Raw genomic sequence first — 20,637 nt, forward strand, 5'->3', positions numbered from 1 at the left:
GTTCGAGACTCGAATCTGGGGCGTCGCGGCCGGCGTTCGGGGGCCGCCGCGTGGTCTAGCGCTCGAACGGGACGCCGCGCATCGGTCCCTTTAGGCCGGCCGGGTCCTAACGCCGTGCGATGGCAGACGAGACGACTTTCGCCACGCTCGCCGCGATCACCGTCACGGCCAGCTTTCCCTTCTACATTTACGGCGCGTGGATAATGATAGACGCCGAAACGGTGTCGTGGGACGTGCTCGTCTACCACCTCAAAATCATCTTCCCCGGCCTCGTGTTGAACACGGTCCCGGTCGTTACGTGGATGCTCCCGCGGCTCTTTCAGCAACTCAACGGCCTCAGCGCCCTGCACGCGATTCTCGGCCTGCAAGCCTACGCGATGCTCGTCTTCGCGCTCACGGGCATCGTCCGCATCTTCCAGGCCAAGTGGGAGGCCGACCTCTACCGCGACCCGGACCAAGACGTGTCGCTCGACGACCTCCACGAGAACATGGGCGCGTGGCGCGGCCGCCTCCGCGTCGGCGTCTTCGGCTACGTCGTCTTCTGGATTCTCGCGTGGGTGCTCGGCATCTATCGCTACCTGAGCGGCTACGTGTTCGGCTGATTACCACGCCTCGCCGCTGGCGAGGTCGACGTCGTGGTCGAGCTTCGACGACGGACAGATGTCTTCGAGCACGCACGCGTCGCAGTCGGGGTTGCGCGCGTCGCAGACGGCCCGCCCGTGGCTGATGAACAGATGCGTGAACTGCTGCCAGTCTCGCTCGGGGACGACCGGCATCAGGTCCTCCTCGATTCGTTCGGGGTACTCCTCTTCGGTCAGGCCGAGGCGGCGCGAGAGCCGCTGGACGTGGGTGTCGACGACGATGCCCTCCACGATGTCGTGGCCGTGCTGGAGGACGACGTTCGCGGTCTTCCGGCCGACGCCGGCGAGGTCGGTCAGCGCGGACATGGTGTCGGGGACTTCGCCGTCGTGTTTCTCGATGATGTCCGCGCACGCGGAGCGGATGTACTTCGCCTTGTTGTTGTAGTAGGTGATGGAGCTGATGTCGTCGGCCAGCTCCTCTTGGTCGGCGGCGGCGTAGTCCGCGGCGTCGTCGTACTTCTCGAACAGCTCCGCGGTGACCTTGTTGACGCGCTCGTCGGTACACTGCGCCGAAAGCATGACGGCGATGAGCAGTTCGAGGCGATTCGAGTAAGAAAGCGAGATGGTGGTGTCGGGGTACTCCTCGTACAGTCGGTCGAGGACCTCCTCGGCCTGCGCCTCGCGGCGTTCGTGTGGCGTGCCCATACCTGTGGGTGCGACCCGGTCGGTTTCAGTCGTTCGGGTTCCGGTGGTCGCCGCGGCGGTCGTCGGAGCCGAAACACCGACGATTTATCATCTACGACCGCGACTGGGCGACCATGTCCGCGTTCGAACCCCCCGGCCGGCGCGAATCGTGGCTGACCGCGGCCGCGACGCTCGGCGGCTACGGGCTCATCCTCACGGCGATGTTCCTCGCGCTGTTCGTCCTGCCGTACGTCGCGTTCGCGGCGTAGTCACTCGGCGGTCGGCGTCGCGCGAAAAACGAAATCGAAGGACTCGGTCCGAAACGGAACGAAACGCGACTCGCGTCGGTTACGCGAACGCGCGGGAGACTTCGGTCTCGTCCGAGGCTTCCTGCTGTATCTTCTCCCAGGCGTCGACGAAGTCCTGCATGAATATCTCCGTGCGGTCGTCGCGGATGGCGAACATCCCGGCTTCCGTACAGACGGCCTTGATGTCGGCACCGGAGGCGTTGTCGGCCATCTCGGCGAGTTCGACGAAGTCCACGTCGTCGGAGACGTTCATCTTCCGGGTGTGAATCTGGAAGATAATCTCGCGGCCGTCCTCGTTCGGCTTGGGCACCTCGATGAGGCGGTCGAACCGACCGGGGCGGAGAATCGCGGGGTCGAGCATGTCGAAGCGGTTGGTCGCCGCGATGATGCGGATGTTGCCGCGCTCGTCGAAGCCGTCCATCTCGGCGAGGAGCTGCATCATCGTGCGCTGGACCTCGGCGTCGCCGGAGGTCTTCGAGTCCGTCCGCTTCGAGGCGANCGTCGAAGCCGTCCATCTCGGCGAGGAGCTGCATCATCGTGCGCTGGACCTCGGCGTCGCCGGAGGTCTTCGAGTCCGTCCGCTTCGAGGCGATGGCGTCTATCTCGTCGATGAAGATGACGGCGGGCTCGTTCTCGCGGGCGACCTCGAACAGGTCGCGGACGAGCTTCGCGCCCTCGCCGATGAACTTGTGCACCAGCTCGGAGCCGGCCATCTTGATGAACGAGGCGTTCGTCTGGTTGGCGACGGCCTTCGCGAGCATCGTCTTCCCGGTGCCCGGCGGGCCGTAGAGGAGCACGCCCGACGGCGGGTCGATGCCGACCTCAGCGAACATCTCGGGGCGGTCGAGCGGCATCTCGACCGTCTCGCGGACCTCCTGCATCTGCTCTTCGAGGCCGCCGATGTCCTCGTAGGTCACGTCGGGGCTGTGTTCGACCTGCATCACGCGCGCCCGGACATCCGTCTCCTTGTCGAGTCGCTTGACGATGGAGAGAGAGTTGTTCACGGCGACGCGCGCGTCGGGTTCGAGCTCTTCGCGCATCTCGTCGGTCACTTCGGTGAGGGCCTCTTGGTTGTTACCGTGCTGCTTGATGATGACCCCCTCGTCGGTGATTTCCTGAACCGTCGCAACGAAGAGCGGCGACTGCTTGAGCTTCTTGTTCTCGTGGGTAAGGCGCTCGAGCTTCTGTTGATACTTGTTGTTCTCGGCGTTCGTGTCGAGGAGCTTGTCGCGCATCTCCTCGTTCTGCGTTTCGAGAACTTCGAGCCGCTCTTGAAGGGCGGTGATCTTCTCCTGCTGCGACGCCGAGTCCTTATCGTAGGGGAGATCGACGTCGTCCACAGTATCGGTCATCATCCGGCATAGGGTGCAGGTTCATAAGAGGCTTCGGGTGTGTGAGGGATTCGCCGCCTAGGGGGCGTCTCCCGCCCGGATGACGAGTCTGACGCGTGTCACACAAATTCTTATCAGTAATAAATCTGGATAGCAAATATTATCTAATAGCATTGCATGGTGTCTCGTACGATGAGCACTACGGAAGCAGTCGAACGCGAGTCCGAACCCGACGCAGACGACCGCTGGGTGTCGGTTCGGGACATGCCCCCGAGCGCCAAGTTGGTCGCGAAGATTCTCGACTACGAGGACACGCTCACCCAGAGCCAAATCGCCGAGGAGTCGCTTCTGCCCCCGCGTACCGTCCGATACGCGCTCTCCCGGCTGGAAGACGAGGGCGCGGTCGACTCCCGGTTTTCGTTCTCCGACGCGCGCAAGCGCCTCTACACGCTCAACATTTAAATCCGAACGCGCGGCCACGTCGCCGTATGTCTTCGCCCGCTCCCGACGATGTCGGCCGCGCTCTCTCCGCGCTCGCCGACGCTGACGCCGATACCGGCGACCGATCCGAGTCGCGCCCGCCCGCCGCAGTCGTCGCCGAGGCGCGTGACGCCTTCCAATCGCTTTCTGCTGCCGCCCGCTTTCTCTCCGACGGCGGTGAACTGACGCTCCGCCGAGCGGTCGGTGAGGCCGCCCGACGGGGACACCACGACTGCGCGCGTCGCGGGCGGTCGCTCCTCGCGGACCTCGACCGACTCCACGTCGCGCTCGCGGACGCCGCCGACGAGTCGGACCGGGCTTCTCGCGCCGCCGAGCGGCGACCGCGGGACGCCGACCACTTCCGCTCCGGTCGCACAACCGTTTTCAGCGGCGGTGGCGAACCGAGTGATAGATGACACGGGTGATACACACCGGCGACACCCACATCGGGTATCAGCAGTACCACTCGCCGGAGCGCCGACAGGACTTCCTCGACGCCTTCGAGCGGGTCGTCGCGGACGCGCTCGACGGAGACGTGGACGCCGTCGTCCACGCGGGCGACCTCTACCACGACCGCCGCCCCGAACTCCCCGACCTCCTCGGGACGCTCGCCGCGCTCCGCCGCCTCGACGACGCCGGGATTCCCTTCCTCGCCATCGTCGGCAACCACGAGTCGACCCGCGGCGGGCAGTGGCTCGATCTCTTCGAGCGCCTCGGACTGGCGACGAGGCTCGGGCGCGGCCCGCACGTCGTCGGCGACGTGGCGTTCTACGGCCTCGACCACGTGCCGCGCTCCCGCCGCGACGAACTCGACTACCAGTTCGACCCCGCCGACGCCGAGCGCGCGGTGCTCGTCGCCCACGGCCTGTTTACGCCCTTTGCGCACGCCGACTGGGAGACGGAAACCGTCCTCGCCGAGTCGAACGTCGACTTCGACGCGGTCCTCCTCGGCGACAACCACGTCCCCGGCACCGCCGAACTCGACGGGACGTGGGTGACCTACTGCGGGTCCACCGAGCGCGCGAGCGCGAGCGAGCGCGACCCGCGCGGCTACAACCTCGTCGAGTTCGCGCCCGACGCGGTCGATATCCGCCGCCGAACCCTCGAAACGCGCCCGTTCGCCTTCGTCGAGGTCGACCTCGCCGGCGACGAGGGTATCGAGCGCGTCCGCCAGCGCGTCCGCGAGTTCGACCTCGAAGACGCGGTCGTCATCGTGGAACTGCGGGGCGAGGGCGACGCCGTCACGCCCGCGGCGGTCGAGTCGTTCGCCGTCGAGGAGGGCGCGCTCGTCGCCCGCGTCAACGACAAGCGCGACATCGACGACGACGCCGAACTGGCGACCGACGTGACCTTCGCCGACCCCGACGACGCGGTGCGCGAGCGGGTCCGCGAGATGGGCCTGTCGAGCGCCGCCCTCGACGTGGACGAGACGGTCCGCGCGAGCACGGTCGCCGACTCGAACGTCCGCGACGAGGTCCGCAACCGCGTCGAATCGCTCCTCTCGGACGACCCCGGAGCCTTCGTCGCCGCCGAGGGCGAGAGCGAGGACGACGCCGAGGACGGTGAGTCGGCGGTCGTCGAGGACGCAGAAGACGTGGACGCCGCCGAAGACGCGGCGGAGACTGAGCCGGAGACGACGACCGAAACCGACTCCGAGGCCGCCGCGGAACCGGCGGCGAGCCGCGACAGTTCGCTGGGTGATTTCGCGTGAGATTCACCCGAATCGCCATCCGGAACTTCAAACCCTACGAGGACGCCGAACTCGACCTTCGGGACGGCGTCACGGTCATCCACGGCGTCAACGGCAGCGGCAAGTCGTCGCTTCTCGAAGCGTGTTTCTTCGCGCTCTACGGCTCGAAGGCGCTCGCGGGGACGCTCGAAGACGTGGTGACGACGGGCGCCGACGACGCCGAAATCGCGCTCGAATTCGTCCACGACGGCGGCGAGTACCGCATCGACCGCCGGGTTCGCGTCTCCGGCGACCGCGCGACCACCGCCAAGTGCGTCCTCGACGGCCCCGAGGGAACCGTCGAAGGCGCGCGCGACGTTCGCCGGCACGTCGCGTCGCTCCTGCGGATGGACGCCGAGGCGTTCGTGAACTGCGCGTACGTCCAGCAGGGCGAGGTCAACAAGCTCATCAACGCGACGCCGAGCCAGCGCCAGGACATGATAGACGACCTCCTGCAACTCGGAAAGCTCGAAACGTACCGCGAGCGCGCCGGCAACGCCCGGCTCGGGGTCGAAGACGTGCTGACGAAAAAGCGGAGCGTCCTCGAAGACGTCGAGTCGCAAATCGAGGCCAAGGAGGACGCGGACCTCCACGCGACGCTCAACGCGCTCGAATCCGAACTCGACTCCCTCGACGAGGAGATTTCGAACTACGAGAGCCAGCGCGACAAGGCGAAGTCGGCGCTCGACGCCGCCGAGGCGACGCTCGACGAACACGCCGAAAAGCGGGAGCGACTCGACGAAATCGAGTCGGCAATCGCGGACTTGACCGCGAAAATCTCCGCCGACGAGACGAAGCGCGACGACCTCTCGGAGCGCGTCCGGGAACTCGACGCCGCCGCCGACGAACTCGAATCGGACATCGACGACGCCCTCGCCCGGGCCGACATCGACGACGCGAACGACGAGGCGATAGCCGACGCGCGGGAGGCGCTGTCGGCGCGCGAATCCGAGCTGCGCGACGACCTCTCCGAGGCGCGGACGCGGGCGCAGGCCTTCGAGACGCAGGCCGAGCGCCTCCGCGAGCGCGCAGACGACCTCGAATCGCGCGCCGGGGAGAAACGCGAGGCCGCCGACGCCGACGCGGAAACCGCCGCCGAGGCCGAGCGGGAACTCGAATCCTTCCGCGAGACGCGCGCGGAGCTCCGGTCGGCGCTCGACGACGCCGAAGCGCGGTTCGAAGACGCGCCCGTCGAACTCGGCGAGGCCGCCGACCTGCTCGAAGAACGACGGGAGGCGCGCTCCGAGGCCCGTGAGTCGCTCGCGGAGACGGAGACCGACCTGAAGAACGCGCGCGAGCGCCTGGCCGAGGCCGAGCGCCTCCGCGACGCGGGCAAGTGTCCCGAGTGCGGCCAGCCGGTCGCGGGGTCGCCCCACGTCGACGCTATCAGCGAGCGCGAGGCCGCGGTCGAGTCGCTGGAAGCCGACCTCGAATCGCTCGAATCGGCGGTCGAGTCGCGCTCGGCGGCCGTCGAGGCGGCCGAGGCACTCGTCGAAATCGAGAACCGCGCGAGTTCGCAGCGCGACAAGCTCGACCTCGTCGACGAGCGCATCGCGGACCGCGAGGAGACCGTCGAGAGCCGCCGCGAGGCCGCCGCGGAAAAGCGCGAGGCCGCCGCGGAACTCGAGTCGGAGGCCGAGGAGAAACGCGAGGCCGCGACGACGCAGGCCGAGCGGGCCGAGGAGGTCGCAGAGACGGTCGCATCGCTCGAATCGGACCTCGACACCCTCGGTGACCGGCGCGACCGACTCGACCGCATCGAGTCGCTGGTCGACTCGCGGGGCGAGAAAATCGACGCGCGGGACCGACTCCGCGAGAAGCGCGAGACGCTCGCCGAGGTGAACCGCGAACGCCGCGAACACCTCCGTGAGCGCCGCGAGCGCCGCGACGAACTCCGCGAGACGGTCGACGAGGAGGCCGTCGAGGGGGCGAAACAGCGCAAGGAAAACGCCGCGGCGTACCTCGAACGGGTCGAAGACGAGGTGTTGCCCGAGCTACGCGACAAGCGCGACGAACTCCAGAGCCGCGTCGGCGGCGTCGAGGCCGAACTCGAACAGTTGGACGACCTCCGGGAGCGCCGCGACCACCTCGCCGAGCGCGTGGACGCCCTCGAATCGGTCCACGAGGAGGTCTCGACGCTCGAATCGACCTACGGCGACCTCCGGGCGGAGCTTCGCCAGCGCAACGTCGAGGTGCTCGAACGGATGCTCAACGAGACGTTCGACCTCGTCTACGCCAACGACGCCTACTCGCGCATCCGGCTCGACGGCGAGTACGGGCTGACGGTGTTCCAGAAGGACGGCACCGCGCTCGAACCCGAACAGCTCTCGGGCGGCGAGCGCGCGCTGTTCAACCTCAGCCTCCGGTGTGCCATCTACCGGCTCCTCGCCGAGGGAATCGACGGCGCGGCCCCGCTCCCGCCGCTCATCCTCGACGAGCCGACGGTGTTCCTCGACGGCGGCCACGTCTCGCGGCTGGTCGACCTCGTCGAGGACATGCAGAACCGCGGCGTCAAGCAGATTCTCATCGTCAGCCACGACGAGGACCTGGTCGGCGCGGCCGACGACCTCGTCCGCGTGGAGAAGAACCCGACGACGAACCGCTCGACGGTCGAGCGGACCGACGCGCCGATAGTCGAAGGCGCGCTCGCGGACGACTGAGGGCGGTCGGCTCCGCCGCGAAGCCTACTCGCGTGCGCCGTTCGCCCGCAGTAATTCGACTCCCTCTTTCGCGGCGTCGGTCGCCTCGTAGCCGCGCTCCCCGTAGACCGTGGTTTCGGCGACGAGGCCGGCAACTCGGAACTCGGTCAGGAGGCCGTGGAGGTCGCTCTCGCAGAGGTCGTAGGCTCCGAGGAGGTCGACCACGGGGAGCGGCCCGCGGTCGACGAGGTCGACGAGCAGGCCGAGGCCGCGCTCGGTCGGGACCGCGACGAGGATTCTCCGGACCGGTTCGGGGACGGCGCGCGCGGCGGTTTCGAGCGGGGACTCGCCGCTCACGGCTTCGAGATCGTCGTTCGGCAGGTGCCGCTCCTCGCCGGTCTCCGGGTCGCGGACGCGGCTGGCGTCGCTCGACTGCTTGACGAGGAGATACGTCCGGCCGTCGGGTCCGCGGACGGTTCGCATACGTCCCGGCGAAGGGCGCGGCGACTGTTAGCGGTTGCGCTCGGGGGCGTCTTCGCGTTCGTCATCAGTTCCCGACGCGTCGTCGCTCTCGGCTGAGTCGCCGTCGTCCGCGTCATCGCCGTCGCTGTCGTCGCCGTCGTTGCTGTCGTCGCCATCGTCGTCCCGCCACTCCCCTCGCTTGAACTCCCGGTAGATGGAGTAGACGCGGACGAGCACGACCGCGCCGAACAGAAACAGGCCGCCGCCGAGGAGCGTATCGCCGCGGAAGTAGACGAGCATCGGGCCGACCGTGAGCCCCGCGAGGCCGACGTTGGCGAGCACGACGCTCGCCCAGAACAGCCGAGCGACCTCGGGATTCACGTCGGGGGAGAACGCCGGCGCGTCGTCGTCGCCGCTATCCGGGTCCTCGCCGTTGTCGGCGTCCTCGCCGGGGATGCGGACGCGGGGAATCGTCGGGAGGTCCGTCTCGGGGTTCCCCCAGCGGGTTTCCGGGTCCCAGCGGGCCTCGGGGTCGCCCCACCGTTTTTCGGGGTCGATTTCCGAGGCCACGTCCGCCGACGGAGGCGTCGCGTCGTCGTCCTCGGCTGTCGCGTCGGCGGCCGGCCCCTCGCGTCGCTCGTCGTCCGTCACGCTCGCGTCGAGACGCCGTGCCGAGAAAAAGTGTCCGTTTCGGCCGAGTCAGGCGCAGTCGTCGAGGCGCATCGAACTCGAGGCCTCGACCCACGCGAGTGGGTTCTCCGCGTCGTAGAACACCACGCCACCGTCGATATCGTAGGATTCGACCGTCTCGGCTCCCGTCGGACCAGTCGGTCCGTCGCCGTCGATCGTGCCATCCCACCGCTCCGGAGTTGCGTGGTCGGTCATATCGTGTGCCAAGGAATGTCATACATGGATAAATGTCTTTCCGTGGTTCCGGGTGCGGTTCGCGGAAACGCCGGGGTTTTTAGCCGCGCCGCCGAAGCGATTGCCATGACGCAGACGGGTCTGACCGACTTCGGGGGGAACGACGCCGACGGCGCGGGCGACGCGCGGCCTGACGAGGAGGCCGCCATCGTCGCCGGCGACGCCGGCCAGCACGTCTCCGACGTCGTCGACACGGACGAGGTGCGGTTTCCCGACCCGGACGGGACGGTCGAACTGGCCGTCACGCAGGTCGACTACACCATCGAGGGGGCGGGCCGCGACGAGTACCCGGTGATTCACATTTTCGGCCGGAGGGCCGACGACGAGACCGAACACGTCCGCGTACTCGGATTTCGGCCGTACTTCTACGCCCCCACCGACAGCCTCGACGACGACGACCTCGACAAGGACGTTATCACCGGCAGCGAGGACGGCTACGAGAGTATCCGCGGCGAGGAGCTGACGAAGATTTTCGGCCGCACCCCCCGCGACGTCGGTCAGATTCGCGACGAGTTCGACCACTACGAGGCGGACATCCTCTTTCCGAACCGCCTGCTCATCGACAAGGACATCAAAGGCGGCGTCAGCGTCCCCGAGCGTCGCCTCGACGACGGGACGATTCAGATTCCCCACCAGGAAGTCGCGCCCGCGGAGGTCGACGCGAACCTCCGGGTGAACACCTTCGACATCGAGGTCAACGACCGGAACGGCTTCCCCGAGGAGGGCGAAGAGCCGATTGTCTGTCTTACCAGCCACGACTCCTACCGCGACGAGTACGTCGTCTGGCACGCCGTGGCCGACGAGGGCCTCGGCAAGCGCCCCGACTCGCTGCCGAACTACGACTTCCTCGGGGAGGACGGAGACGTGGAGGTCAGGACGTTCGACGAGGAGGCCGCGATGCTCGACGCCTTCCTCACGTACATCGAGGAGACCGACCCCGACATCCTCACCGGGTGGAACTTCGAGGACTTCGACGCGCCGTACTTCCTCGACCGCTTGGAGGAAGTCGACAAGCGGACCGACCTGAACCTCGACTACAACCGCATCTCGCGGCTCGGCGAGGTGTGGCGCGGCGGCTGGGGCGGCCCGGACATCAAGGGTCGCGTCGTCTTCGACCTGCTGTACGCCTACAAGCGAACCCAGTTCACCGAACTCGAGTCCTACCGTCTCGACGCGGTGGGCGAACTCGAACTCGATGCGGGAAAGGAGCGCTACTCGGGCGACATCGGTGACCTCTGGGAGGAAGACCCCGAACGCCTGCTCGAATACAACCTCCGCGACGTGGAGCTGTGCGTCGAAATCGATCGGAAACAGGACATCATCGCCTTCTGGGACGAGGTGCGGACGTTCGTCGGCTGTAAGCTCGAAGACGCGCCGACGCCGGGCGACACCGTCGACATCTACGTGCTCCACAAGGTCCACGGGGAGTTCGCGCTCCCTTCGAAGGGCAAACAGGAGTCCGAGGACTACGAGGGCGGGGCCGTCTTCGACCCCATCACCGGCGTCAAGGAGAACGTCACGGTGCTCGACCTGAAGTCGCTGTACCCGATGTGTATGGTGACCATCAACGCGTCGCCGGAGACGAAGGTCGATCCCGAGCGCTACGACGGCGAAATGTTCCGCGCGCCCAACGGGACGCACTTCCAGCAGGAGCCGGACGGCATGATTCGGGAGATGGTCGACGAACTCCTCACCGAGCGCGAGGAGAAGAAGTCGCTGCGGAACTCCCACGACCCCGGGTCGTCGCAGTACGAGCAGTTCGACCGCCAGCAGGCCGCGGTGAAGGTCATCATGAACTCGCTGTACGGCGTGCTGGGCTGGGACCGCTTCCGCCTCTACGACAAGGAGATGGGCGCGGCGGTGACGGCGACCGGCCGGAAGGTCATCGAGTTCACGGAGCAGGCCGCGAACCAAATCGGCTACGACGTGGCCTACGGCGACACCGACAGCGTCATGCTCGAACTCGGCCCCGACGTGTCGAAAGAAGAAGCCATCGAGCAGTCGTTCGACATCGAGGAGCACATCAACGCCGCCTACGACGACTTCGCGCGCGACGAGTTGGGCGCGGACGAACACCGCTTCCAAATCGAGTTCGAGAAGCTCTACCGGCGGTTCTTCCAGGCGGGCAAGAAGAAGCGCTACGCGGGCCACATCGTCTGGAAGGAGGGCAAAGACGTCGACGACATCGACATCACGGGGTTCGAGTACAAACGGTCGGACATCGCGCAGATAACCAAAGAGGTCCAGAAGAACGTCATCGACATGATCGTCCACGGCGAGGACACCGAGGTCATCAAAGACTACCTCCACGACATCATCACGGACTTCGAGGCGGGGAACCTCCCGCTCGAACAGGTCGGTATCCCCGGCGGCATCGGCAAGCGCCTCTCGGCGTACGAGACGCCGACCGCGCACGTCCGCGGGGCGCAGTACGCAAACGCCTTCCTCGGGACGAACTTCGGCCGCGGGTCGAAGCCGAAGCGGGTCTACCTCAAGAAGGTCCACCCGTCGTGGTTCCGCGAGATGGAGACCGGCGAGTTCGACCCGCAGGTCGACGACCGCTACCGCGAGTTCAAGCGCGACCCTGACGTCATCTGCTTCGAGTACGCGGACCAGATTCCCGAGGAGTTCGAAGTCGACTGGGAGACGATGCTCACAAAGACGCTCGAAGGGCCAATCTCCCGCGTCATCGAGGCGCTCGGGATGTCGTGGGACGAGGTGAAAAGCGGCCAGGAACAGACCGGCCTCGGCAGTTTCATGTGACCGCTCCCGTCACCGCCTAACGAAACTATATTTGGTTACATAGTCGCCGGAACCGTAACGTCGTTCGGCTGTCCGAAACCCGGACGCGTGTCGCGAATCGGCGTGATTCTTTGCGGATTTGAAAACAAATTTTCTTTCTGGAAAAGGTGGCGGGGGTGAATGCGCAAGCATTATGGGCGATACTCCCCACCTTTCGAGTACGAGGCAACGAACCAACGATGGCAACTCTCGAGATCAAGAACCTCCACGCACGAGTCGCGGAGGAAGACGGTGAGCAGATTCTGCGAGGTGTCGACCTGGAAGTCAAATCCGGCGAGATCCACGCGCTGATGGGTCCCAACGGGTCCGGCAAGTCTACGACTTCTAAAATCATCGCCGGGCACCCCGCCTACGAAGTAACCGAAGGCGAAATCCTCCTCCACCTGGAGGACGACGACTTCGGTGACCTTGAAATTCCGGACGACGCCCGCGCGTGGAACCTTCTGGAACTGGAGCCGAACGAGCGCGCCGCGCTCGGCATCTTCCTCGGCTTCCAGTACCCCGCGGAAATCGAGGGCGTCACCATGACGAACTTCCTCCGCACCGCGCTCAACGCGAAGATCGACGAGCGCGAGGAGCTCCTCTTCGGTGAGGACGACGACGAGGAAGCAGAAGAGGAAGCCGGCTACGACACCTCTCCGATGGAGGGGAACGTCGACGACGGCGAAGTCGGCGTCGCCGAGTTCCAGCAGCTCCTCAAAGAGAAGATGGAGCTTCTCGACATGGACGAGAAGTTCATGCAACGCTATCTCAACGCCGGGTTCTCCGGCGGCGAGAAGAAACAGAACGAGGTCCTTCAGGCCGCGATTCTCGAACCGTCGATTGCGGTGCTCGACGAGATCGACTCCGGTCTCGACATCGACCGCCTGCAGGACGTCTCGAAGGGTATCAACGCGCTGCGCGACGAGCAGGGCACGGGTATCCTCCAGATCACTCACTACCAGCGTATCCTCGAATACGTCGAGCCGGACCACGTCCACATCATGCTGGACGGTAAGGTCGTCAAGAGCGGCGACGCGTCGCTCGCGTCCGAACTCGAAGACAAGGGCTACGACTGGGTCCGTGAGGAAGTGTACGAAGCCGCGTAATCCCCCAACATCATGAGTTCCGACCAAGACCACCTCAAAGAGACAGACACGGAAGCTCGCTTCGAGTTCAAGAAGGAGCAGAAGGCCGCGTTCGTGGCCGAGAAGGGTCTCAACGAAGAGACCATCCGCGTCATCTCGGAGGACAAAGACGAGCCCGAATGGATGCTCGAGCGCCGCCTTCGCGCGCTCAAGCAGTACCAGAAGATGCCGATGCCGACCGACTGGCCCGGCCAGCCCGACCTCTCCGAGGTCGACGTGGACGAAATCGTCCCGTACATCCGACCCGACGTGGAAGTCCGCGGCGGCGTCGACGACTGGCGCGACCTGCCGGACGACATCAAGGACACCTTCGACAAACTGGGTATCCCGGAAGCCGAGAAGAACGCCCTCTCGGGGGTCGGCGCCCAGTACGAGTCCGAGGTCGTCTACCAGAACATGCAGGAGCGCTGGGAGGAGAAAGGCGTCGTCTTCATGAACATGGACCAGGCGGTCCAGGAGCACGAAGACATCGTCAAGGAGTACTTCATGACGAAGTGCGTCCCCCCGAGCGACAACAAGTTCGCCGCGCTTCACGGCGCGATCTGGTCCGGCGGCTCGTTCGTCTACGTCCCCGAGGACGTGACGGTCGAGATGCCGGTGCAGGCGTACTTCCGCATGAACTCCGAGGGCATGGGCCAGTTCGAGCACACGCTCATCGTCGCGGAGAAGGGCTCCGAAGTCCACTACATCGAGGGCTGTTCGGCCCCGAAGTACTCCGCGTTCAACCTCCACTCCGGCGGCGTCGAAGTGTTCGTCGGCGAGGACGCCCACGTCCAGTACTCGACCGTCCAGAACTGGTCGAAGAACACCTACAACCTCAACACCAAGCGCGCCATCGTCGAGAAGGGCGGCCGCATGGAGTGGATTTCGGGCTCGATGGGCTCGAAGGCCACCATGCTCTACCCGGCGTCGATTCTGAAGGGCCGCGGTGCCTCCGACAACCACATCACCATTGCCTTCGCGGGCGAGGGCCAGAACATCGACACCGGCGCGAAGGTGTACCACAACGCCCCCGAGACGAAGTCGACCATCGAGTCGAAGTCCATCTCGAAGGACGGCGGCCGCACGAACTACCGCGGCCTCGTCCACATCGCAAACGGCGCGAAGAACTCCTCGACCGCGGTCGAGTGTGACGCGCTCATGTTCGACAACGAGTCCACCTCGGACACGATGCCGTACATGGAGATCAACGAGTCCACCGTGGACGTCGCCCACGAGGCGACCGTCGGCAAGATCGGCGACGAGGACATCTTCTACCTCCAGTCGCGCGGTCTCGACGACGACGACGCGAAGCAGATGATCGTCTCCGGGTTCATCGAACCCATCACGGAGGAACTGCCCATCGAGTACGCGGTCGAACTCAACCGACTCGTCGAACTCGAGATGGAGGGTAGCCTCGGATAACCAATGAGTGCGCAACTTCCCGCGAACCTGTCCGCAGAGACGGTACGAGAGATTTCGGACGCACGGGACGAGCCGGAGTGGCTCCTCGAGGCCCGCCTCGACGCCCTCGAAGCACTCGACGCGCTCGAACTGCCGGACGTCATCCAGACGCCCGGTCGCCGCTGGACCAACCTCGAAGCGCTCGACTTCGAGTCGCTCGTCGACCCGCTGAACCAGGCCGACGAGACGACCCGCGAGTCGCCCGAGGGCGTCGTCGTCCTCCCGTTCACGGAGGCGCTCTCCGAGTACGGCGACCTCATCGAGGAGCGCTTCGGCTCGGTCGTCGCTCCCGACACGAACTACCTCACCGCCCTCTCGGCGGCGCTGTTCACGACGGGCACGTTCATCTACGTCCCCGAGGGCGTCGACGCCGAGGACGTGAAGATTCGCGCCGAGATGAACTCTCGGTCGCTGTTCAGCCACACGCTCGTCGTCACCGAGAAGTCCTCGTCGGTCACCATCCTCGAAGCCATCGAGTCCGGCGACAGCGTCGATGACGCGCGGTACTTCTCGAACCTCGTCGAAATCGACGCGGGCGAGAACTCGTACGTCCAGTACGGCTCCCTGCAGAACCTCGACGAGGAGACGTACACGTACTCGCTCAAGCGCGCCGACGCCGACACCTACTCCACGGTCAACTGGATCGAGGGGAACCTCGGCTCGCGGCTCACCCGCAGCGACGTCGAGACCGAACTCAACGGCGAGGCGTCGGAGACGAAAATCGTCGGCGCCTTTTTCGGCCACGACGACCAGCACCTCGACGTCAACGCCCGCGTCTGGCACAAAGCCGAGAACACGACGGCCGACCTCGTGACCCGCGGCGTCCTCGACGACGAGGCGCGCTCGGTGTACGAGGGCGTCCAGGACGTCGGCCGCGACGCGTGGAGTACGAACTCCTACCAGCGCGAGAACACGCTGATGCTCTCGGACCAGTCCGAGGCCGACGCGTCGCCGAAGCTCATCATCAACAACCACGACACCGAGGCGTCCCACGCCGCCTCCGTCGGGCAGGTCGACGCCGAGGACCTCTTCTACATGGTCTCTCGGTCCGTCCCCGAAGAACAGGCCCGTAACATGCTCGTGGAGGGCTTCTTCGTGCCCGTCCTCGAAGAGATCGAAGTCGACGAGTTCCGCGACGACCTCGAAGAGCTCATCGCGGCGCGCCTGCGGTAGTCCGGCCTCCGCGGCGCGACTTCGCCGAGCGTTTTTTCTCCGATCCCGTCGACTCGCGAGGGAACCGCTTAAGTCGGTTACTCCCGGAGAGGTGTGTATGTACGTCGCGGGACCGTGTCTTCGAACGTTGAGGGGGACGAGCCCATGAGCGTCGGCTATCAGGTCAGCTCGGACCACCAGCTCGCCCGACTCCTCCAGATCGGTATCGTCCTCGAAGAGGTCGTGGAGGCGCGCGCCTACCACCACCACGAGGAACTCGACGAAGACGCGCTCGACGAGGAGATTCGAGCCCTGCTTTCGCACGCCGCCGAGGAGTCCGCGGACCACCGCGAGCGCCTCGAAGCCGTCATCGACCGGCTGGAAGTCGACAGCGTCCCCTTCGAGGAGATAGAGGCGCTGGTCGAGGCCCAGTACGGCCAGACGAAGCCCGAAGACTTCGACGGCGTCCTCTACGACCAGCTCTGCAACGAGGAGACCGCATACAAGTTCTACGACGACGTCATCGAGGCCATCGAGGCGAGCGAGGCACAGTTCTCTATCGACCGCGAGGAACTCGTCGCCACCCTGTCGGCGATTCGCGACGAGGAGGCCGAGGGCGTAGAAGAAGTGACGCGAATCATGGAAGACCGCGAGTGAAACGATGAACACGGCAGACCAATACGTCAAGGCGATTTACCTGCTGCAGGAGATGGAGAACGGCCCGGCGGCCACCGGCGCGCTCGCGGACATGATGGAGGTGAGTCCCGCGAGTGCGAACGAGATGATCGGCAAGCTCGAATCCCGCGGCCTCGCCGAACACGAGAAGTACAAGGGCGTCACCCTCACCGACGAGGGCATCGTCCGCGCCCGCGACGCGCTCCAGACCTACTGCATCATCGAGCGCTTCCTGTCGAACGTCCTCGACGTCGAGGAGTTCCGCGCGGAGGCGCGCGAACTCGAACCCGTCATCGACGGGATGATCGCGGAGCGACTCGACACCATCATCGACCGCAACTCCGAGTGTCCCGACTGTTTCGACCCAGAGACGGACGCCTGCGAGTATCTCGACGTGTGCGGCGCGGAACCCGAGACGGAGACGGAAGCCGCCGATTAGTCGCCGCCGCCGACCGACCGGAACCGAAGCGTTTTCATTTACCAGCGGACAACCGACGAGTGGACGACATCACCGAAGTCCCGTGGTGTAGTGGCCAATCATAGCGGCCTTTGGATTGGTACGGTTCAATGCGTGCCGAGAAGACAGCCGCTGACGGCGGTTCGAATCCGCCCGGGACTACTAATTCTGTGGCGAACCGAACGGTGAGCCACGAATCTGTCACGGAAGGCGATTCGACACCCAGAAGACGAGAGGATTCGAGTCTTCGTGGTTCGAATCCGCCCGGGACTACTCGACACTTCTCCGACGACCTACCGCGAAGAGCGTGGCGCTTCGCCGCCGAGCGATTTTTATCGCCGCACAATGACAATACACTAACGTGTCTCTGCTGCATCCGGTGTCGGTCGCTCGGCACCTCGCGTACACCCTCCACTACGCGCTCGTTCGGGCGAACTACGAGCGACGGCTCGTCGCCACGAAGAAACACGTCGGGCGGACGAGTTTCCGGAGCTACGAACTGTACAACCGTCACGGCAACGACGTGCTCCTGCAAGCGCTGTTGCTCGACCTCGACGGCGGCGACGTGGTCGTCGACGTGGGCGCGAACACGGGGACCTACACGCTCGCGGTCGCGGCCAGCGAACCCTCCGCGCAGGTCGTCGCCGTCGAGCCGCACCCCGAGGTCATCGACCAGTTGCGGGCGAACGTCGAGGTCAACGACTTCGACGACCGGGTAGACCTCCTCGACTGCGGCCTCGGCGGAACCGACGAATCCCGAGCGTTCCACCTGTCGAGTTACGACGAGTTGGGGTCGTTCTCGCGAGACCACGCGAGCGCGTGGGGGGCGCGGGTCGTCGACACGGCGTCGGTATCGATGCGACGGCTGGACTCGCTCGTCGAGTCCGGGACGGTCCCGCCGCCGGACCACCTGAAAGTTGACGTCGAAGGGTTCGGCCTGAACGTGCTCCGGGGGGCGGAGGCGGTCCTTCGGGAGCACCGGCCAACGGTGTATTTCGAACTGCACGACGCCCGGGGGAGCCACGACGAAGCGGCGGCGAAGGCCCTGCTCCGGGAGTCGGGCTACGAGCTGGTTCCGGTCCGCGAGGGCTGGGTATGCGAGCCTCGGGCGCGGGCAGAAGCGTCCCGGTCCACGTAGTCGCGTCCGAGGAGTCGATTCGACCGGCGACCGGCTATTCGAGGACGAAGTTCACGCGTTCGTGTGCCGAGCCTTGGGTCGTCCGGCCGGCGACGGAGACCGTGCCGATGTCGCCCGTCGATTCGACGTGAGTTCCCGCGCAGGCGGTCCGGTCGAAGGGGTCGTCCGCGTCGCCGATTTCGACGATTCGGACCTCGCGAATCGAGTCCGGAAGCAGGTGGAGTCTGGTGCGGTCGGGATCGAGCGTCGCTTCGGCCTCCTCGCGGTCGAGGCTGTACCACCTGACGGGGAGGTCGGACGCGACGAGGTCGTTCAGGCGCGTCTCGATGGTCCGGAGGTCGTCGCCGTCGAAGCGGTCGTAGGCGCAGTCGAGATGTGCGTGGTCGGCGTACAGTTGGTTGCCGGTCGTCTCGGCGTCGAACTCGTCGAGGAGGACCGCAGAGAGGAGATGCTGGGCCGTGTGGTAGCGGCTGTGGGCGCGCCGCCGCGCCGCGTCGACTGCCCCCGTGAGGGTCGTCCCCGCGTCGGGCGCGTCGCCCGCGACGACGTGTTCGATTCGGTCGCGTTTCCGGACGTCTGTCACGTCCCACGTCTCTCCGCCGGCCGAGAGCGTCCCCGTGTCGTGCGGTTGGCCGCCGCCGGTCGGGTAGAAGTACGTCCGGTCGAGGACGACGCGGTCGGTTCCGCGGACCGTCTCGACGGTCGCCTCGAACTCGTGTGTCGTCGCGTCGTCGAGGTATCGTGCTTCGGTCACGTCGGGGTCGACGCGGGCGGGCGGGTTAACTCTCATCGATGTGCCAGCGGTTCACATTGGCGGCCACGAGACCCGGTCTGTTCGCCCGAGAGCCCGGTTCCCGCGACTCAGGGTGGTCGTAACGCCTAAGAGTGGAACGACCCTCATTCCGTGTAATGAGAATACGTACGTGCCAACACCGACGGAGGTTCTGCCGTGGGCGTTGAAATCAAAGAGTCGGCGGTCTCCGACGCCGAGTTCGAGGATATGAAGCGCTTCGTCTCGGACTATCTCTCTGCGAGCGTCGAAAACGAAGACGACGGCGGGCGGATGCGCTGGTATCCGTGGCACTCCGCGGAGTACCGGTTCAATCACATCCTCAACGTCGTCGACCTCGCGACGCGCATCGCCGACCGCGAGGGCGCGGACGTGAACGTCGTTCGCGTCGCCGCCCTCTTTCACGACATCTCGAAGCTCGAAGCCGACCAGGAGGTCCACGCCGAGGAGGGCGCTCGCGTCGCCCGCGAGTTCCTGAGCAGCCACGGCGACTACCCCGACTCCTTCGTCGACCAGGTGTGTCAGGTCGTCTCCGACCACTCGTATCAGGGGCCGCTGACCGACGTGTCGCTCGAGACGCGCTGTCTCATCGAGGCCGACATCCTCGACAAAATCGGCGCGAACGGCACCGCGCTGATGCTCCTGCGGATGGGCTACGAGGCCCGGACCCACATGGACGCCGCCGAGATGGTCGAACGCGTCTTCGAGCGCGGCCGCGACGCCTCCGAACGGCTCGAAACCGACACCGCCCAGAGCTTCGCCCACCAGCGGCTCAAGCGGGTCAAGTGGTTCCGAGAGTGGCTCGAAGAGGAGGTCCCCGAGATGGACCATGACGGCCAGTTCAGCGGCTGAGCACGTCGGAGCCGCCGCCTCGCCGCCGCGCTTTTTCGAGCGAATTACCCCGCCTCAGAGCGTGTCGAGAATCGAGAGCACGCGCGCTTCGGCGTCGCGGCCGGGGTCGTGTTCCGCGCCGTCGCGGTCGCTGTCGCGGTGGTCGGCGACCGACCGGCGCATCGCCTCCTCGACCGGGGTCGATTCCCAGCCGAGACGGGCGAGTTTGTCCGTCGAGAGGACGTGCGGGTAGTCGCGGTAGAGGATGAAGTCGTCCATCGAGAGACCGGCCGCGGCGAGTTCACGCTCGCCCGCGTGGACGACCTCGACGTCGGTGCCGGCGGCGTCAGCGATGACTTCGACCATCTCTTCGAGCGTCACGAGCCGTCTGTCACCGACGTTGTAGGCCTCGCCCGCCTCGCCCTCCTCGGCGACGACGCGCATCGCGCTCGCCACGTCCTCGACGTAGGCGCGGTGCCAGACGTTCGTCCCGTCGCCGGGGACGACGACGCGGTCGTAGTTCAGCACGCGGTCGATCCAGTAGTCGAGGCGCTCGGTGTAGTCTTCGGGGCCGTAGACGATGCAGGGCCGGACGGACATCGCGTTGATGCCCCGCGAGGCCGCCTCGAAGACGACCCGGTCGCCCTCGGCTTTCCGCGGGCCGTAGCTCGCATCCGAGTCGTCCGTCGCCTGCTCGTCGGTGCAGTCGCACAGCGGCGTCTCGCCCTCGCGCTTCGGGATGACTTCGGCCCCGTAGGCCGCGCCGCTGGAGATGTAGACGTAGGCGTCCACGTCGGCGAAGATGTCGACCGCCGAGGCGACCTCCGCGGGCGTGTACGCCACGCAGTCGAACACCGCGTCGGGTTCGACGGTCAGTTTCGCGGTCCGGAGCGCCTCGTCGTCGGTTCGGTCGCCTTGGACGTGCTGGACGCGCGGGTCGCCCTCGAAGGGGTTGTCGTGGTTCCCGCGGTTGAAGATGGTCACGGCGTAGCCGCTGTCGAGGAGTTCCGAGACGAGGTGGCGGCCGATGAATCGCGTACCGCCGATGACGAGTGCGTTGTCCATGTCCCGGTCGAAGGCGCGC

20 protein-coding genes, 1 tRNA gene and 1 pseudogene are annotated in these 20,637 nt (G+C 66.1%); 14 read left to right on the top strand and 8 right to left on the bottom strand.

All coding sequences use genetic code 11. The features are described 5' to 3' along the window. Positions 1–119: 119 nt before the first annotated feature. Positions 120–602 (top strand): hypothetical protein, encoded by a 483-nt coding sequence (locus C458_RS17465; protein ID WP_008577740.1) that lies wholly within the window; start codon positions 120–122, stop codon positions 600–602. On the opposite strand, the gene nth is transcribed toward C458_RS17465, so the two are convergent. After that, positions 603–1,286 carry an endonuclease III gene (gene nth, locus C458_RS17470; protein WP_008577742.1) on the bottom strand — a complete coding sequence of 228 codons (684 nt, stop codon included), beginning with the start codon at positions 1,284–1,286 and terminating at the stop codon, positions 603–605. Positions 1,287–1,399: 113 nt separating this feature from the next. Between nth and C458_RS18825 the strand changes: the two genes are divergently transcribed. Next, a complete protein-coding gene (locus C458_RS18825; RefSeq protein WP_255348179.1) occupies positions 1,400–1,534 on the top strand; it encodes a hypothetical protein in 135 nt (44 codons plus the stop codon). A 79-nt stretch (positions 1,535–1,613) separates the two neighbouring features. Here the strand turns inward: C458_RS18825 and C458_RS17480 are convergent. Further along, positions 1,614–2,925: pseudogene (locus C458_RS17480) on the bottom strand (proteasome-activating nucleotidase). Positions 2,926–3,096: 171 nt separating this feature from the next. Between C458_RS17480 and C458_RS17485 the strand changes: the two are divergent. After that, complete coding sequence (locus C458_RS17485; protein WP_008577746.1) at positions 3,097–3,366, top strand: helix-turn-helix domain-containing protein; 270 nt, start codon at positions 3,097–3,099, stop codon at positions 3,364–3,366. On the opposite strand, the gene C458_RS17490 is transcribed toward C458_RS17485, so the two are convergent. After that, positions 3,363–3,803 carry a hypothetical protein gene (locus C458_RS17490; RefSeq protein WP_239638774.1) on the bottom strand — a complete coding sequence of 147 codons (441 nt, stop codon included), beginning with the start codon at positions 3,801–3,803 and terminating at the stop codon, positions 3,363–3,365. The genes C458_RS17485 and C458_RS17490 overlap by 4 nt on opposite strands. On the opposite strand from C458_RS17490, the gene mre11 reads away from it, so the two are divergent. Together mre11 and rad50 are read left to right on the top strand one after the other, a co-directional pair. Continuing rightward, positions 3,797–5,095 (top strand): DNA double-strand break repair protein Mre11, encoded by a 1,299-nt coding sequence (gene mre11 / locus C458_RS17495; RefSeq protein WP_049897045.1) that lies wholly within the window; start codon positions 3,797–3,799, stop codon positions 5,093–5,095. The two genes, C458_RS17490 and mre11, sit on opposite strands and share 7 nt — an antisense overlap. Further along, positions 5,092–7,773 (top strand): DNA double-strand break repair ATPase Rad50, encoded by a 2,682-nt coding sequence (gene rad50 / locus C458_RS17500; RefSeq protein ID WP_008577749.1) that lies wholly within the window; start codon positions 5,092–5,094, stop codon positions 7,771–7,773. The genes mre11 and rad50 overlap by 4 nt, the downstream gene beginning before the upstream one ends. A 24-nt stretch (positions 7,774–7,797) precedes the next feature. Here rad50 and C458_RS17505 read toward each other — a convergent pair whose 3' ends face one another. Genes C458_RS17505 through C458_RS17515 form a run of 3 tightly spaced genes read right to left on the bottom strand, consistent with a single transcriptional unit; the run spans position 7,798 to position 9,099 of the window. Continuing rightward, positions 7,798–8,235, bottom strand: coding sequence for a hypothetical protein (locus tag C458_RS17505; protein ID WP_008577750.1), 438 nt, complete (start codon positions 8,233–8,235; stop codon positions 7,798–7,800). Between the two features lie 27 nt (positions 8,236–8,262). After that, positions 8,263–8,865 (bottom strand): hypothetical protein, encoded by a 603-nt coding sequence (locus C458_RS17510; RefSeq protein ID WP_008577751.1) that lies wholly within the window; start codon positions 8,863–8,865, stop codon positions 8,263–8,265. A 48-nt stretch (positions 8,866–8,913) separates the two neighbouring features. Further along, complete coding sequence (locus C458_RS17515; RefSeq protein WP_004044080.1) at positions 8,914–9,099, bottom strand: hypothetical protein; 186 nt, start codon at positions 9,097–9,099, stop codon at positions 8,914–8,916. A 105-nt stretch (positions 9,100–9,204) separates the two neighbouring features. Between C458_RS17515 and C458_RS17520 the strand changes: the two genes are divergently transcribed. The 8 genes from C458_RS17520 to C458_RS17555 all read left to right on the top strand — a co-directional run bounded on the left by C458_RS17520 (position 9,205) and on the right by C458_RS17555 (position 17,932). Beyond that, positions 9,205–11,901 carry a DNA polymerase elongation subunit gene (locus tag C458_RS17520; protein ID WP_008577752.1) on the top strand — a complete coding sequence of 899 codons (2,697 nt, stop codon included), beginning with the start codon at positions 9,205–9,207 and terminating at the stop codon, positions 11,899–11,901. 218 nt (positions 11,902–12,119) lie between these two features. Next, complete coding sequence (locus C458_RS17525; protein WP_008577755.1) at positions 12,120–13,028, top strand: ABC transporter ATP-binding protein; 909 nt, start codon at positions 12,120–12,122, stop codon at positions 13,026–13,028. Between the two features lie 12 nt (positions 13,029–13,040). Further along, positions 13,041–14,471 (top strand): Fe-S cluster assembly protein SufB, encoded by a 1,431-nt coding sequence (sufB, locus tag C458_RS17530; RefSeq protein WP_008577757.1) that lies wholly within the window; start codon positions 13,041–13,043, stop codon positions 14,469–14,471. A 3-nt stretch (positions 14,472–14,474) separates the two neighbouring features. Beyond that, entirely contained in the window at positions 14,475–15,683 is a 1,209-nt protein-coding gene (sufD, locus tag C458_RS17535) for a Fe-S cluster assembly protein SufD (RefSeq protein WP_008577759.1), read from the top strand. A 144-nt stretch (positions 15,684–15,827) separates the two neighbouring features. Beyond that, entirely contained in the window at positions 15,828–16,319 is a 492-nt protein-coding gene (locus C458_RS17540) for a hypothetical protein (protein ID WP_004064301.1), read from the top strand. Positions 16,320–16,323: 4 nt separating this feature from the next. After that, positions 16,324–16,776 carry a metal-dependent transcriptional regulator gene (locus C458_RS17545; protein ID WP_004971151.1) on the top strand — a complete coding sequence of 151 codons (453 nt, stop codon included), beginning with the start codon at positions 16,324–16,326 and terminating at the stop codon, positions 16,774–16,776. 76 nt (positions 16,777–16,852) lie between these two features. Continuing rightward, positions 16,853–16,956 (top strand) — tRNA-Gln (locus C458_RS17550). 217 nt (positions 16,957–17,173) lie between these two features. Beyond that, positions 17,174–17,932 (top strand): FkbM family methyltransferase, encoded by a 759-nt coding sequence (locus tag C458_RS17555; protein ID WP_008577762.1) that lies wholly within the window; start codon positions 17,174–17,176, stop codon positions 17,930–17,932. 34 nt (positions 17,933–17,966) lie between these two features. Here the strand turns inward: C458_RS17555 and C458_RS17560 are convergent, their stop codons facing one another. Beyond that, positions 17,967–18,686: an alanyl-tRNA editing protein gene (locus C458_RS17560; protein WP_008579476.1), complete on the bottom strand. Its 720-nt coding sequence runs from the start codon at positions 18,684–18,686 to the stop codon at positions 17,967–17,969. A gap of 195 nt (positions 18,687–18,881) precedes the next feature. On the opposite strand from C458_RS17560, the gene C458_RS17565 reads away from it, so the two are divergent. Then, the gene (locus tag C458_RS17565) at positions 18,882–19,574 is read left to right on the top strand and encodes an HD domain-containing protein (RefSeq protein WP_008577764.1); all 693 of its coding nucleotides are present in this window, start codon (positions 18,882–18,884) and stop codon (positions 19,572–19,574) included. 54 nt (positions 19,575–19,628) lie between these two features. On the opposite strand, the gene C458_RS17570 is transcribed toward C458_RS17565, so the two are convergent. Beyond that, positions 19,629–20,618 (bottom strand): NAD-dependent epimerase/dehydratase family protein, encoded by a 990-nt coding sequence (locus C458_RS17570; RefSeq protein ID WP_008577766.1) that lies wholly within the window; start codon positions 20,616–20,618, stop codon positions 19,629–19,631. Between the last annotated feature and the right edge of the window lie 19 nt (positions 20,619–20,637).

Source organism: Haloferax sp. ATCC BAA-644 (genome assembly GCF_000336975.1).
GTDB lineage: Archaea > Halobacteriota > Halobacteria > Halobacteriales > Haloferacaceae > Haloferax > Haloferax volcanii.